The sequence below is a fragment of the Streptomyces violaceusniger Tu 4113 genome (assembly GCF_000147815.2).
In the GTDB taxonomy this organism is placed as follows: Bacteria; Actinomycetota; Actinomycetes; order Streptomycetales; family Streptomycetaceae; genus Streptomyces; species Streptomyces violaceusniger_A.
On sequence record NC_015957.1, the window covers coordinates 3104894 to 3119052 of the forward strand.

A 14159-nucleotide genomic window follows, 5' to 3' on the forward strand; every position below is an offset into this window, starting at 1 on the left:
TGGGGACAACCCGGGCGATTAGCTCAGTGGGAGAGCGCTTCGTTCACACCGAAGAGGTCACTGGTTCGAACCCAGTATCGCCCACCACCCCATGAGGCCGGGCCGCCAGCAGGCGGCCCGGCCTCATATCTGTGCGCTGGTAAGGCCGGTCCGTGTGCTTGTACGGCCAAGAGCTGGGTATCCGGATAAAACTTCCGTGGGCGACGATATGGAGGGGAACTCATGGCCGTAGCCAGCGCAGCCGTCCTGTCCCTGGACTGTGCCGAACCCGAAGAGCTCGCCGAGTTCTACGCCCGGGTGCTCGGCGCCGAGATCCAGCCGATGACCACCCCCGACCGGATCGAGATCGTCGCACCCGGCGGGTCGCGGATGGCGTTCCTGCGGGACCACGGCTTCGCCCCGCCGAGCTGGCCGCGGCCGGACGACTCCCAGCAGGCCCATCTGGACCTGCTGGTGGAGGATATCGACGCCGCGGAGCGGCAGGTCATCGACCTGGGCGCCCGCCCGCTGGACACCAAGAACAACGGCGGCCTGCGCGACACCCGGATCTACTCCGACCCGGCGGGCCATCCCTTCTCGCTCCGCCGCGCCTGAGCTCCCTTTCGCTCCGCCGCAACTGAGCGTCAGGCCGCCCCGGAGCGTCAGGCCGCGGCCGCGAGGTCGGGACGCAGCGGCCAGGCCGGATCGCAGATCTCGTCCGAGCCGTTGAGCGCGAACCACGCCTGCAGCCCCCGGGCCTGCGCCGCGTACCAGATCGTCTGGCGGGCGTGCAGCTCGGCGGGTGTGAGCATCTCCAGCCGGGAGGCGAACCGGCGGCCCACCGCCCGCACCACGTGCAGGGAGGCCGCCGCGTCCGCCGCCGCGTCATGCGCGCCGGTCAGCTCCACTCCGTAGTGCGCACACAGATCGAGCAGGGTGCGGCGGCCCTTGCGATAGCGGTCCAGATGCTTGTCCAGCACGCGCGGATCCAGCACGCTCATCGAGCGCAGCGAAAGATAGCCCGCCAGGCTGGAGTTGCGATGCCGCTTCAACTCCCGGTCCAGCAGGGTGAGATCGAACGGCGCGTTCATCACCACCAGCGGGGTGCCCCGCGCGGTCTGCTCGGCTATCGCCCGCGCCATCTCGTCCATCACCGGCGCCGGCCATCTGCCGTGACGCTGCAGATGGGCATCGGTCAGGCCGTGTATCTCGGTGGCGGCCGGCGGCACCGGCACCCCCGGACTCACCAGCCAACGCCGGATCTCCGGCAGACTTCCGGTCCCGCGCTGTACCACCAGCGCCGCCGACACGATCCGGTCATGCTCGACATCGACACCCGTGGTCTCCGTGTCAAAGGCAGCAAGCGGCCCCTCGAACCAGGACGGCATGGCCCCAACTCCTCGTGCTTTTCCCGTCGATGACTCCTGCATCCCGCCCCGACCAGGTGATACCCGGAGCGAGCACCTCGAACCGCCGCTGTTTGCCGAGGTCCTGACGCGGAGACAACACAGGTGTACGTATGCCGGCGACGACCGGAAGGCGTCACGGACATGACGCTCGCGAAACCCGACCCGGCCCCGACGGTGAGCGGCCTTGCCCTGAGCAGATCACCCCCCGTGCGTGGCCAGATCGCGACCACTGCATGCATGGAGACCCTTCAAGTGGGGTATCTGCACGCGGTCGCCGCCGCCGCGGGCTGCTCACTGGCCCAGCCCTTTCCCGACCACGGCATCGACTGGCATGTCAGCCACAGCGCGCCCGGCCACGCGGTGGACGACGAGGTCACCATCAAGGTGCAGCTCAAGGCCACGTACCAGATCGCACCGGACCCTCCGGGCCCGACCTTCGCCTTCACCCTCGACAACGACCACCTGATCAAGCTGGCCCGGAGCCCGGTCTCCGTGCACAAGATCCTCGTGGTGATGATCGTGCCGCGCAGCCAGGAGGACTGGCTGCGAGCCGGGCATGACCGACTGTCCCTGCGCCACTGCTGCTACTGGATCAATCTGGCCGGCCACCCGATCACGGGCCGCCGCCGGACCACCGTGCGGATCCCGACCTCGCGGGTCTTCGACGACCGCGCGCTCTGCGAGATCATGACCCGGGTCGGGGCGGGAGGGAGACCGTGATGGACCGACCGTGGCCTCAGGACGACCCGGCACCCCCGTCCGTCCCGCACCCCGACGAGACCGATCCGGCCGTCCTCGGCGCCCTGCTCGCCCGGCACGGCTGGCGCCGCCGCGGCGGCACCCCGGGGCGCTACGCCCGCTGGACGCCGCCGGGCCGGACCGCGGGCGCCACCAGCCTGCTGGTGCCCGAAAGCCGGGACTTCCCCGACAGCGGCGATCTGCTCGGTGAGGCGTTAATGGCGCTCAGCCGCAGCGCCGCCCCCTCCGCCCGCGAGGTGCTCACCGGCCTCGCCGTGCCCAGCGACGAGATCCGCTGGCGGCGCGAGGTGCCCGAATCGCCCGGCGGCACCTCCGCCTGGACCGCGCAGGAGCGGCTGCGCGCCGCCGCCCGCGACACCCTGCTGGCCGCGGCACTCGCCGCCCGGGGCCGGGCGGGCTACTACGGCGCCCGGCACCGCCGCGCCGCCGAGGCGTCCCTGGAGCGGGTGCTGACCGGGCCCCCGGGCGCGGAGTCCGGCGGCCGTGAGCTGACCGTCTTCGTGCCCGTCGAGGAGGACGGCCGCGCCACCGCCGTCACCCTGCTGCGCGCGCTGTACGCCCTCCGCGACGCCGCCGACTACCACCGGACGACCGGCGGCATGGAGGTGTACGACGCGGCGGTCGCGGCCGGGGCCTGCCGGGAGCTGACCGAGGCGGTGGTCGCGCTGGTCCAGGGCACGGAGGGGGCGCGGGTGGCGCTGGAGTGGTCACCGGCCGCCGGTCCGCCGCCGGGGTTCGCCGCCCGGCCCGATCCGGTGGAGTTCTCGCCCGGCGATCTGCCGGGGCTGCGGGAGGCGGGCGCCCGCTATGTCCGGGATGAGCCGTCGGTGCCCGTATGCCTCACGGGTGCGGTGGTGCGACTGCGCCGTACCGGCCCCGGCGGTCCCGGGACGGTGCGGCTGCGGGTGCTCTCCGGGGCCGAGGTCGCACAGGTGCGGATCACCCTGGACGAGGAGGACTACCGGATCGCCGGCCACGCCCATCTGGTGGGGCTGCCGATCCGGGTGCGGGGGCGGCTGGAGAGCCGCGGCGGCTTCCGGCGGCTCAGCGGGGCCACCGGCGTCACCCCGGTCCAGGTGGACGAGGCCGAGCGGGACCGGCTGGTCAAATCGCTCCAGGAGAACCTGGACTTCTTCGAGGAGGCATGCGGCGGCGGCCCTTGACCGTCCGTCCCGGCCCCTGACCACGTCCGGCGGCGGCCGCCGCGCGGGGTGACGGCGGCCGTCTTGGGCGGTGACGGTGGTCGTCCCGCGCGGTGCCGGCGTGCACAACCGTTTCGCGGTCCCACCCGTCGGCTCGGTACGATTCACGCTGCGCCGCATTCGCCGCGGTGAGCCATCCATCAGTCAGGAGAGACCGGTGTCAGACGTCCGTGTGATCATCCAACGCGATTCCGAGCGGGAAGAACGCGTGGTGGCCACGGGCACTACGACGGCGGACGTCTTCTCCGGCGACCGCTCGATCGTCGCCGTCCGCGTGGGCGGACAGCTCAAGGACCTGGCGTACCAGCCGGCCGAGGGCGACGAGATCGAGCCCGTGGAGATCACCAGCAAGGACGGCCTGGACATCCTGCGCCACTCCACCGCGCATGTCATGGCCCAGGCGGTGCAGGAGCTGTTCCCCGACGCGAAGCTGGGCATCGGCCCGCCGATCAAGGACGGCTTCTATTACGACTTCGACGTCGAGACCCCGTTCCACCCGGACGATCTCAAGCGCATCGAGAAGAAGATGCAGGAGATCCAGAAGAGGGGGCAGCGGTTCTCCCGCCGCGCGGTCACCGACGACGAGGCGCGCGAGGAGCTGTCCGCCGAGCCGTACAAGCTGGAGCTGATCGGGCTCAAGGGGTCGGCCGCGGACGCCGCCGAGGGCGCGTCGGCCGAGGTCGGCGCGGGCGAGCTGACCATCTACGACAACCTCGACGCCAAGTCCGGCGAGCTGTGCTGGAAGGACCTGTGCCGTGGTCCGCACCTGCCGACCACCCGGAACATCCCGGCCTTCAAGCTGATGCGCAGCGCCGCCGCGTACTGGCGGGGCAGCGAGAAGAACCCCCAGCTCCAGCGGATCTACGGCACCGCCTGGCCGACCAAGGACGAGCTGAAGGCGTACCTGGACTTCCTCGCCGAGGCCGAGAAGCGCGACCACCGCAAGCTGGGCGCGGAGCTTGACCTGTTCTCCTTCCCCGACGAGCTGGGCTCGGGCCTTGCGGTGTTCCACCCCAAGGGTGGTGTGATCCGCAAGGAGATGGAGGAGTACTCGCGGAAGCGGCACGATGAGTCGGGGTACGAGTTCGTCAACACCCCGCACATCACCAAGGCACGCCTTTTCGAGACCTCGGGTCACCTGCCGCACTACATGGACGGCATGTTCCCGCCCATGGAGTTCGAGGGCCAGGACTACTACCTCAAGGCCATGAACTGCCCGATGCACAACCTGATCTTCAGGGCGCGCGGGCGGTCGTACCGCGAGTTGCCGCTGCGGCTCTTCGAGTTCGGCACGGTCTACCGGTACGAGAAGTCCGGCGTCGTCCACGGCCTGACCCGGGCCCGGGGCTTCACCCAGGACGACTCGCACATCTACTGCACCAAGGAGCAGATGGCCGATGAGCTCGACAATCTGCTCACCTTCGTGCTGGACCTGCTCCGCGACTACGGCCTGAACGACTTCTATCTGGAGCTGTCCACCCGGGACGACTCCGACAAGTTCATCGGTGGGCCGGAGCAGTGGGAAGAGGCCACCGAGGAGCTGCGCAAGGCGGCTGAGAAGCAGGGCCTGGAGCTGGTCATGGACCCGGGCGGCGCGGCCTTCTACGGCCCGAAGATCTCGGTGCAGGCGCGGGACGCGATCGGCCGTACCTGGCAGATGTCGACCATCCAGGTCGACTTCAACCAGCCGGAGCGGTTCGAGTTGGAGTACACCGCGGCCGATGGCTCGCGTCAGCAGCCCGTCATGATCCACCGGGCGCTCTTCGGCTCGATCGAGCGCTTCTTCGCGGTCCTGCTGGAGCACTACGCGGGCGCCTTCCCGGCGTGGCTGGCCCCGGTGCAGGCGGTCGGTATTCCGATCGGCGACGGACATGTGCCGTACCTGGAGGAGTTCGCCGCGCAGGCCAAGGCGAAGGGCCTGCGGATGGAGGTGGACTCGTCCTCGGACCGGATGCAGAAGAAAATCAGGAACGCGCAGAAGTCCAAGATCCCGTTCATGGTGATCGTCGGTGACGAGGACGTGACCAACAACGCCGTGAGCTTCCGCTACCGCGACGGCTCGCAGAAGAACGGCATTCCGATCGACGAGGCGCTGGCCGAGATCGCCGACGCCGTGGAGCGCCGGATCCAGGTCTGATCCACTGCGGTCTCCCACGGAGGCCGGGATTCCGAGGGGCGGCCCTGACCAGGGCCGCCCCTCGGCTCTTCCTCACCACGGCCGGGCGAATATGCTGGCCCGCATGACGAGTGAGCCGGAACAGCAGATCGGAGTGGGGACGCCTGACGCGTTCCAGCGCCTGTGGACGCCCCATCGGATGGCCTACATCCAGGGGGAGAACAAGCCGACCGGCCCGGGCGCGGGCGATGGCTGTCCGTTCTGCTCCATTCCGGAGAAGTCGGACGAGGATGGCTTGATCATCGCTCGAGGCGCCTCCGTGTACGCCGTGCTCAATTTGTACCCGTACACCGGCGGCCATCTCATGGTCGTCCCGTTCCGGCACATCGCCGACTACACCGAGCTCGCCGCCGAGGAGACGATCGAGCTGGCGGAGTACACCAAGGCCGCCATGACCGCGCTCCGTAGCGCCTCGGGTGCGCACGGTTTCAACATCGGCATGAATCAGGGCACCGTCGCCGGAGCCGGGATCGCGGCGCATCTGCATCAGCATGTGGTGCCGCGCTGGGGCGGGGACACCAACTTCATGCCGGTCATCGGCAATACCAAGGTGCTGCCGCAACTCCTCGCCGACACCCGTCAGTTGCTGGCCGATGCCTGGCCGCAGGCCCAGGCATAGCCACCGAGCCGCATGCCGTAATGGGGAAGGCCCCGGCCACGCGGCCGGGGCCTTCCCCATACGGTGCGTACGGCGGTTTACGCGTCGTACAGATCGGCCTTCTTCGGGGCGGCCTCCTGGATCTGCCCGCTGAGCGCCAGCGAGCGGTTGCCGAAGCGCTCGGTGTCCACGCCGTGGTGCTTGAGCACCCCGAGAGCCGCCTCATGGACCACCCGCAGCACCGGTGTGGCGGTGCGCAGCGCGTCGTCCGCCATGAAGCGGTGCCGCCAGGGCTTGTCCGCCCAGGCGTGCCGCAGACCGAACGGCTCGGGCAGGACCAGCTTGCCCCCGAGGTGGTCCAGTATCGGCGGGTACCAGGTGAAGGGGGCGCGCGCGGTCAGCCGCACGACCTCCTTCGCGTTCACCAGCGGCAGCGGGATGGACTTGGTCTCCCAGAACCGGAAGGTCTTGGAGACCGTCTTGCTGGGCGCCGACGGCTTGTTGTGGAACAGCGGATGGATCGGCCCCAGCGCGTGCCCGGTGACCTCGATCCGCAGCGTCTTGTGCAGCAGGGTCACCGTGATCATCAGGGTGATCACCAACTGGCCGTCCCAGAGCACGAACTGCACACCCAGATAGTGCCGGTCACCTGCGTCGAACTGCTGCTTGTCGCAGATCCGCTGCAGCTCGACGCCCTTTATCTGGAAGCCCTCCTCCTCGGAGGTGCCGCCGCGCTCGACCGACTTGGCTCCCTCGCCGATCGGTGAGACCACCCAGTGACGCACGGAGGGCTTGGGGAAGCCGCCGGTGTGCAGCGGGGTGCGCTCCAGCATGCGTAGCTGGTCATGGATCGCCCGTATGACGTCCCAGCTACGGAAGGGGTCGATCTCCTTGTCGGGGTCGGCCGAGACCAGGTCCTCGGCCAACTGCCAGCTTCCCCAGCGGGTGCCCATGCCCAATATGCCCTTGGGGCCGGCGTAGAAGACCACATTGCTGTGCTGCTCGGCGGTGAGCTTGTGGAGCGCCTTGCGCAGCTCCTCGGCGGCGGTCTGGCCCGGGTGGTTGGGCACCGTCTCGGGCACCTTGGCGCCGATGCCGCCGCCCGAGAGCAGCCCGCCCCAGGAGTCCCGGAGCTCCTTGGCGGTGCGCTCGCAGATCTGCTTGGCGATGTACCAGCCGATCACGGGGGCGACCACGACGCCGCGCAGATATATTCCCCAGAAGCCGCCGAAGGGCAGCTTGATCAGGAAGATGAGGACCATCACGCCGAGCGCCACCAGCAGCGCGGTGCCGAGTGCCCCCATCCGCTTGTCCTGGGCCCCGGCGATCGAGCGGCGGAGCTGGAAGACGCCGAGCCAGAGCAGTGTGCCGGGCAGGAACAGCAGCCCGAAGATCACCATGACGGCGGTGAGCCGGGCGTCACGGGTCTTGCGGATGCGGTTGGCGGCCAGACAGTGCTCGACGATCGTCTGCGGCTCTGTGCCGAAGGACTGGATCACCTGGCCCCGGCCGCCGCCGAGCATTCTCATCTGGACGGCGCGTGCGAACGCCTCGCCCAGATTCGGCTCGAAGAGCGACATTCTCGGCGCCTTGACCTCGGAGACCGTCCACTCCGAATTGGCGTCGAGCAACTTTGCCACGGGGCCGTCCCGGTAGGCGGCCGAGGCGAGTGCCTGGGTCGCTGCCGTCTGTCCCGCCGCTCCCGAGAGGGGAACCTGCGCCCCTGGACTGAAGTCGAATCCGTCCGTCACCAACGCCCCCAATACCGCACGCTCTTGCGCTGCGACCTCAGCGTATCCGGGGTGTGCACCGCCTGTCGCCAGTGCGTGTGCGGCCTGTGGAAAACCCTGGTGGGGAAAGCCGCCCGCAGGTCCGCCGCTGGACGGCGGACGGCAAAGGCCCGCCCGCCCCGGCGCGGTGGGGCGGGCGGGCCGTGAAATACGCCCTGGACCGACCGTGAGATACGCCACGGGCGGGCCGTGAACTACGCCTCGGCGGACACCTGTTCGCGCATCCGCTCGGCGAGCTGGTGGGGCATCGCCTCATGCCGGGCGTAGCAGCGGCTGAACCGTCCCGTGCCGTGCGACAGCGATCGCAGATCGACCGCGTACCGACCAATCTCGATCTCCGGCACATCCGCCTTGATCAGGGTCTGTCCACCGCCCGACTGTTCGGTGCCGACGACCCGGCCGCGCCGGCCGGACAGATCGCTCATGACGGCGCCGACATAGTCGTCCGAGACCAGCACGCCCAGCTCGACCACCGGTTCCAGCAGGTCGATCCGGGCGTCGGCGGCCGCCTCGCGCAGCGCGAGCGCGCCCGCCGTCTGGAAGGCGGCGTCGGAGGAGTCCACCGAATGCGCCTTGCCGTCCAGCAGCGTGACCCGCACGTCGACCAGGGGGTAACCGGCCGCGACGCCGCGCGCCGCCTGGCCGCGCACGCCCTTCTCGACGGACGGGATGAACTGCCGGGGCACCGCGCCGCCGACGACCTTGTCCACGAACTCGATGCCCGAGCCCTCCGGCAGCGGCTCCACCTCGAGCTCGCAGATCGCGTACTGGCCGTGGCCTCCGGACTGTTTGACATGGCGGCCGCGCCCGGCCGACTTCCCCGCGAAGGTCTCACGCAGCGAGACCTTGTACGGCACCGCGTCCACTTGGACTCCGTACCGGCTGCGCAGCCGTTCCAGCGCGACGTCCATATGCGCCTCGCCCAGGCACCACAGCACCACCTGGTGGGTGTCCGGGTTCTGCTCCAGGCGCATCGTCGGGTCCTCGGCGACCAGCCGGGACAGGCCCAGCGACAGCTTGTCCTCGTCCGGTTTGCTGTGTGCCTGGATGGCGACGGGCAGCAATGGATCGGGCATCTGCCAGGGCTCCATGAGGAGCGGCTGGTCCTTGGCCGAGAGCGTGTCCCCGGTCTCGGCCCGGGTCAGCCTGGCCACGCACGCCAGATCGCCCGCGATGGCCTGGGCGAGGGAGCGCTGCTGCTTGCCGAAGGGCGCGGACAGGGCGCCGACCCGCTCGTCCACGTCGTGGTCCTCATGGCCGCGGTCCTCCATACCGTGGCCGGACACATGGACGGTCTCGTCGGGGCGGAGCGTGCCGGAGAAGACCCGCACCAGGGAGACCCGGCCGACATACGGATCGGAGGAGGTCTTGACCACCTCGGCGGCCAGCGGACCGTCCGGATCGCAGCTCAGCGGCGGGCGTGCGGCGCCCTGAGGGGTGGTGACGGCGGGCGTCTCGCGCTCCAGCGGGCACGGGAAGCCGCCGGTCACCAGGTCCAGCAGTTCGACGGTGCCCAGGCCCTGTTTGGACCCGTCGGCGGCGGGCGCCGCCGCCAGCACGGGGTGGAAGCTGCCGCGTGCGACGGCCTTCTCCAGGTCCTCGATCAGCGTCTTGACGTCGATCTCCGCACCGCCGAGATAGCGGTCCATGAGGGTCTCGTCCTCGCTTTCGGCGATGATCCCCTCGATGAGCCGGCCGCGGGCCTCCTCGACCAGCGGGAGCTGGTCCTCCCGGGGCGGCGATTCGGTGCGCACGCCCGAGGAGTAGTCGAAGACCCGCTGGGTGAGCAGCCCGATGAGGCCGGTCACCGGGGCGTGCCCGTCGGGCCCCGGCTCGCCCCGCAGCGGCAGGTACAGCGGCAGTACGGCGTCGGGGTCGTCGCCGCCGAAGCTGTCCCGGCACAGCCCGGTCATCTCCTCGAAGCTGGCGCGGGCCGCTTCCAGGTGTGTGATCACGATGGCGCGCGGCATGCCGACCGCGGCGCACTCGTCCCAGATCATGCGGGTGGCCCCGGTGATGCCCAGGGCGTCCTGGGCGGCCGAGACAACGAAAAGGGCCGCGTCCGCCGCTCGCAGACCGGCCCTGAGTTCCCCGACGAAATCGGCATAGCCCGGGGTGTCCAGGAGATTGATCTTCATCCCGCCCCATTCGACGGGGACCAGGGAGAGCTGAATCGAACGTTGCTGCCGGTGCTCGATCTCGTCGTAGTCGGAGAGGCAGCCGCCATTCTCGACTCTGCCCGCCCGATTGACCGCGCCCGTCGCCAGTGCGAGGGCCTCCACCAGCGTCGTCTTTCCCGTCCCACTGTGGCCGACCAGAACCACATTCCGCAGGGAGCTGGGCCGGTCGGCCGCCGCTGCCCTTCCGGCGGCCCCTGGGGGTGTACTCGTCTTGTCGCCCATGTGTCTCGCCTCCCGGTCGACACCTTGCGATACTTCGAGCTTTCCACCGCTGTAACGGTGCGTCCATACGTCACACATGCGGCCGTAGCGCGCGTGGGGTCACGGAGCTGTCCGACAGGTGCACGGCGCCCCTCCGGGGCGTGGCTACGATGGGCGCGCCGGTGGCCTCTTGGCCACCCGGCCCGTATCGACCCCCCGGGAAGGCCATGCTGAACAAGTACGCGCGTGCATTCTTCACGCGTGTTCTCACACCGTTCGCCGCCCTGCTCATCCGTCTCGGGATCAGCCCCGACGCGGTGACCCTTACCGGCACCGCCGGCGTGTGCGCGGGCGCACTGGTCTTCTACCCCCAGGGGGAGTTCTTCTGGGGAACGGTCGTCATCACGCTGTTCGTCTTCTCCGACCTGGTCGACGGCAATATGGCGCGGCAGCTCGGGCGCTCCAGCCGCTGGGGCGCCTTCCTCGACTCCACGCTGGACCGGGTGGCCGACGGCGCGATCTTCGGCGGTCTGGCGTTGTGGTACGCGGGCAGCGGTGACGACAATGTGCTGTGTGCGGTGACGATCTTCTGCCTCGCCAGCGGCCAGGTGGTCTCATACACCAAGGCGCGCGGCGAGAGCATCGGGCTGCCGGTGAACGTCAACGGGCTGGTGGAGCGCGCCGAACGGCTGGTGATCTCCCTGGTGGCCTGCGGCTTCTCGGGTCTGCACAAGTTCGGCGTGCCGCATATCGACATCCTGCTCCCGATCGCGCTGTGGATCGTGGCCGTCGGCAGCGCGGTGACCCTCGTCCAGCGGGTGGTGACCGTGCGCCGGGAGGCCGCCGAGGCGGACGCCGAGGAGCAGGCGGTGCCCCAGGGGGGCGAGACGCGGTGAAGGACAGGCTGACCGACGCGCTGTACGGGCTCGGCTGGGGCGCGGTCAAGAAGCTCCCGGAGCCGGTCGCCGTGCGCCTCGGGCAGCGCATCGCCGACCGGACGTGGAAGCGGCGCGGTAAGGGCGTGCTGCGGCTGGAGGCCAATCTGGCGCGGGTGGTCCCGGACGCCTCGCCCCGGCGGCTGGCCGAGCTGTCGCGGACGGGCATGCGCTCGTATCTGCGCTACTGGATGGAGTCCTTCCGGCTTCCGGCGTGGAGCCCCGAGCGCATACAGAGCGGCTTCGACGTCAAGGACGTGCACTATCTGGTGGACGGTCTGGCCGAGGGCCGGGGCGTGGTGCTGGCGCTGCCGCATATGGGCAACTACGACCTCGCCGGGGCCTGGGTGACCACACATCTGGGGGTGCCCTTCACCACGGTCGCGGAGCGGCTGAAGCCGGAGTCGCTGTACGACCGGTTCGTGGCCTACCGCGAGGGACTGGGCATGGAGGTGCTGCCGCACCAGGGCGGGAGCGCGTTCGGGACGCTGTCGCGGCGGCTGCGCTCGGGCGGTCTGGTGTGCCTGGTCGCCGACCGCGATCTGTCGGCCTCGGGCGTGGAGGTGTCGTTCTTCGGCGAGCGGGCGAAGATGCCGGCCGGGCCCGCCGCGCTCGCCCTGCAGACCGGTGCCCTGCTGCTGCCGGTGACCCTCTGGTACGACGATTCGCCGGTGATGCGGGGGCGGGTGCATCCGCCGGTCGAGGTGCCGGGGGACGGGAACCGCGAGGAGCGGACCGCCGTCATGACCCAGGAGATGGCCGACGCCTTCGCCTCGGGGATCGCCGAGCACCCGGAGGACTGGCACATGCTGCAGCGCCTGTGGCTCGCGGATCTGGATCGTGGTCCTGGAAGTCCCGGAAGTCCTGGAATGGAGAAGCCTTGAGGATCGGGATCGTCTGCCCGTACTCCTGGGATGTCCCAGGCGGCGTCCAGTTCCACATCCGCGATCTGGCCGACCATCTGATCCGGCGCGGCCACCAGGTCTCCGTGCTGGCCCCGGCGGACGACGAGACGCCGCTGCCGCCGTACGTGGTCTCCGCGGGGCGCGCCGTGCCGGTGCCGTACAACGGCTCGGTGGCCCGGCTGAACTTCGGCTTCCTGTCGGCCGCGCGGGTGCGCCGCTGGCTGCACGACGGCGGCTTCGACGTCATCCACATCCACGAGCCCACCTCGCCCTCACTGGGGCTGCTGGCCTGCTGGGCGGCGCAGGGGCCGATCGTCGCGACGTTCCACACCTCCAATCCGCGCTCCCGGGCCATGATCGCGGCGTATCCGATCCTGCAGCCGGCGCTGGAGAAGATCAGCGCGCGCATCGCGGTGAGCGAGTACGCGCGCCGGACGCTGGTGGAGCACCTCGGCGGCGACGCGGTCGTCATCCCCAACGGTGTCGACGTGGACTTCTTCGCCGACGCCGAGCCGAAGGAGGAGTGGCAGGGGGACACGATCGGCTTCATGGGCCGGATCGATGAGCCCCGTAAGGGGCTGCCGGTGCTGATGCGCGCCCTGCCGAAGATCTTCGAGGCCCGGCCGGGGGCGCGGCTGCTGATCGCCGGGCGCGGCGACGAGAAGGAGGCCGTGGCCGCCCTGCCGGCGCCGCTGCGGGAGCGCGTCGAGTTCCTGGGGATGGTCAGCGACGAGGACAAGGCGCGGCTGCTGCGCAGCGTCGATGTCTACGTCGCGCCCAATACGGGCGGCGAGAGCTTCGGCATCATCCTCGTCGAGGCCATGTCGGCGGGGGCCGCGGTGCTTGCCAGCGATCTGGACGCGTTCGCCCAGGTGCTGGACGGGGGAGCGGCGGGTGAGCTGTTCGTCAACGAGGACGCCGACGCCCTGGCGGCGGCCGCGGTGCGGCTGCTGGGCGATGACAAGCGGCTGGCCGAGCTGCGGGAGCGGGGCAGCCGGCACGTACGGCGCTTCGACTGGTCGACGGTGGGCGCGGACATCCTCGCGGTCTACGAGACGGTGGCGGACGGGGCGGCGTCCGTGGCCGCGGACGACCGTACGCGGCTGTGGGCGCGTCTGGGGCTCGCCAGGCCCTAGCGCCCGCCGAGGGCGGCCCGTCAGGGGCGTACGGCGCCGTACACGGCCGCTCCGAGCGACTCCGGCGTGCGGGCTCCACCCCGGACTCCTGGGGCGGGCAGGCGGTAGCGTGGCGGGCCGTGAGCACCTTGATCTGGATCGCGGTCGCGCTGGTCGTCATCGCCCTCTATCTGAGCTGGACCGCCGGACGCCTCGACCGGCTGCACAGCCGTCTGGACGCGGCGCGGGCCGCACTGGACGCGCAACTGCTGCGGCGTGCCTCCGTCGCGCAGGAGCTGGGCACCGCCGGAGTGCTCGACCCCGCCGCGTCGATCGTGCTGTACCAGGCCGCGCACGCCGCCCGGCAGTCCGAGGAGGAGCACCGCGAGGTCGCCGAGAGCGAGCTGAGCCAGGCGCTGCGGGCCGTCTTCCAGGACAGCTCACAGGCCGAGGCGGTACGGGGGGCGCCGGGCGGCGAGGAGGCGCTGGGGGAGCTCACGGAGGCGGTGAGGCGGGTGCCGATGGCCCGGCGGTTCCACAACGACGCGGTGCGCGCGGCGCGGGCGCTGCGCCGCCATCGCACGGTGCGCTGGTTCCGGCTGGCGGGTCACGCCCCGTTTCCGCTCGCCTTCGAGATGGACGACGAGCCCCCGGCGGCCCTCGGGCGGGTACCGGGCGCCGAGGAGGCCGAGCGCTGAAGAAAGCCCTGCGCTGAAGGAAGCCTGCGCGGCGACGGCAGAAGAGCCTGCCCCCGCCGCCTTCCGCGCACTGAGGATTCACCGGCTGTTTCGAGCCACCGGCCTTCGATTGGCCCTTGCCGTGCCCCGCCCCGAGCGGCTTTTGTCATTCGTGTAGCACACACGCTCGTGACCTGGACCGGATGGCCGGGTCATGTTCCGGTATCGAACGG

At 70.5% G+C, this 14159-nt stretch carries 12 protein-coding genes and 1 tRNA gene; 10 read left to right on the plus strand and 3 right to left on the minus strand.

Features of this window, described 5'->3' with window-relative positions; all coding sequences use genetic code 11:
- The first annotated feature begins 12 nt into the window (after positions 1 to 12).
- Together STRVI_RS13525 and STRVI_RS13530 are read left to right on the plus strand one after the other, a co-directional pair.
- Positions 13 to 87 (plus strand) — tRNA-Val (locus STRVI_RS13525).
- Between the two features lie 135 nt (positions 88 to 222).
- Positions 223 to 594, plus strand: a complete 372-nt coding sequence (locus STRVI_RS13530; RefSeq protein WP_014056211.1) for a VOC family protein — start codon at positions 223 to 225, stop codon at positions 592 to 594.
- A 47-nt stretch (positions 595 to 641) separates the two neighbouring features.
- Here STRVI_RS13530 and STRVI_RS13535 read toward each other — a convergent pair whose 3' ends face one another.
- A complete protein-coding gene (locus STRVI_RS13535; RefSeq protein WP_014056212.1) occupies positions 642 to 1367 on the minus strand; it encodes a 3'-5' exonuclease in 726 nt (241 codons plus the stop codon).
- A 162-nt stretch (positions 1368 to 1529) separates the two neighbouring features.
- Between STRVI_RS13535 and STRVI_RS13540 the strand changes: the two genes are divergently transcribed.
- From STRVI_RS13540 to STRVI_RS13555, 4 genes are all read left to right on the plus strand, one after another.
- Complete coding sequence (locus STRVI_RS13540) at positions 1530 to 2108, plus strand: DUF4365 domain-containing protein (RefSeq protein WP_014056213.1); 579 nt, start codon at positions 1530 to 1532, stop codon at positions 2106 to 2108.
- Entirely contained in the window at positions 2108 to 3310 is a 1203-nt protein-coding gene (locus STRVI_RS13545; protein WP_014056214.1) for a hypothetical protein, read from the plus strand. Before STRVI_RS13540 ends, STRVI_RS13545 begins: the two co-directional genes overlap by 1 nt.
- Before the next feature lie 196 nt (positions 3311 to 3506).
- The gene (gene thrS / locus STRVI_RS13550) at positions 3507 to 5486 is read left to right on the plus strand and encodes a threonine--tRNA ligase (RefSeq protein WP_014056215.1); all 1980 of its coding nucleotides are present in this window, start codon (positions 3507 to 3509) and stop codon (positions 5484 to 5486) included.
- Positions 5487 to 5577: 91 nt separating this feature from the next.
- Entirely contained in the window at positions 5578 to 6144 is a 567-nt protein-coding gene (locus STRVI_RS13555; RefSeq protein ID WP_014056216.1) for an HIT family protein, read from the plus strand.
- Between the two features lie 77 nt (positions 6145 to 6221).
- On the opposite strand, the gene STRVI_RS13560 is transcribed toward STRVI_RS13555, so the two are convergent.
- Complete coding sequence (locus tag STRVI_RS13560) at positions 6222 to 7874, minus strand: hypothetical protein (protein WP_014056217.1); 1653 nt, start codon at positions 7872 to 7874, stop codon at positions 6222 to 6224.
- A 233-nt stretch (positions 7875 to 8107) separates the two neighbouring features.
- Positions 8108 to 10315 (minus strand): elongation factor G-like protein EF-G2, encoded by a 2208-nt coding sequence (locus STRVI_RS13565; protein WP_014056218.1) that lies wholly within the window; start codon positions 10313 to 10315, stop codon positions 8108 to 8110.
- A gap of 149 nt (positions 10316 to 10464) precedes the next feature.
- On the opposite strand from STRVI_RS13565, the gene pgsA reads away from it, so the two are divergent.
- The 4 genes from pgsA to STRVI_RS13585 all read left to right on the plus strand — a co-directional run bounded on the left by pgsA (position 10465) and on the right by STRVI_RS13585 (position 13947).
- Positions 10465 to 11190 carry a phosphatidylinositol phosphate synthase gene (pgsA, locus tag STRVI_RS13570; RefSeq protein ID WP_435532615.1) on the plus strand — a complete coding sequence of 242 codons (726 nt, stop codon included), beginning with the start codon at positions 10465 to 10467 and terminating at the stop codon, positions 11188 to 11190.
- Complete coding sequence (locus tag STRVI_RS13575) at positions 11187 to 12113, plus strand: phosphatidylinositol mannoside acyltransferase (RefSeq protein ID WP_014056220.1); 927 nt, start codon at positions 11187 to 11189, stop codon at positions 12111 to 12113. The genes pgsA and STRVI_RS13575 overlap by 4 nt, the downstream gene beginning before the upstream one ends.
- Complete coding sequence (locus STRVI_RS13580) at positions 12110 to 13270, plus strand: glycosyltransferase family 4 protein (RefSeq protein ID WP_014056221.1); 1161 nt, start codon at positions 12110 to 12112, stop codon at positions 13268 to 13270. Before STRVI_RS13575 ends, STRVI_RS13580 begins: the two co-directional genes overlap by 4 nt.
- Positions 13271 to 13389: 119 nt before the next feature.
- On the plus strand, positions 13390 to 13947 hold the full coding sequence (locus tag STRVI_RS13585) for a hypothetical protein (protein WP_014056222.1): 558 nt from the start codon (positions 13390 to 13392) through the stop codon (positions 13945 to 13947).
- The last annotated feature ends 212 nt before the right edge of the window (positions 13948 to 14159 follow it).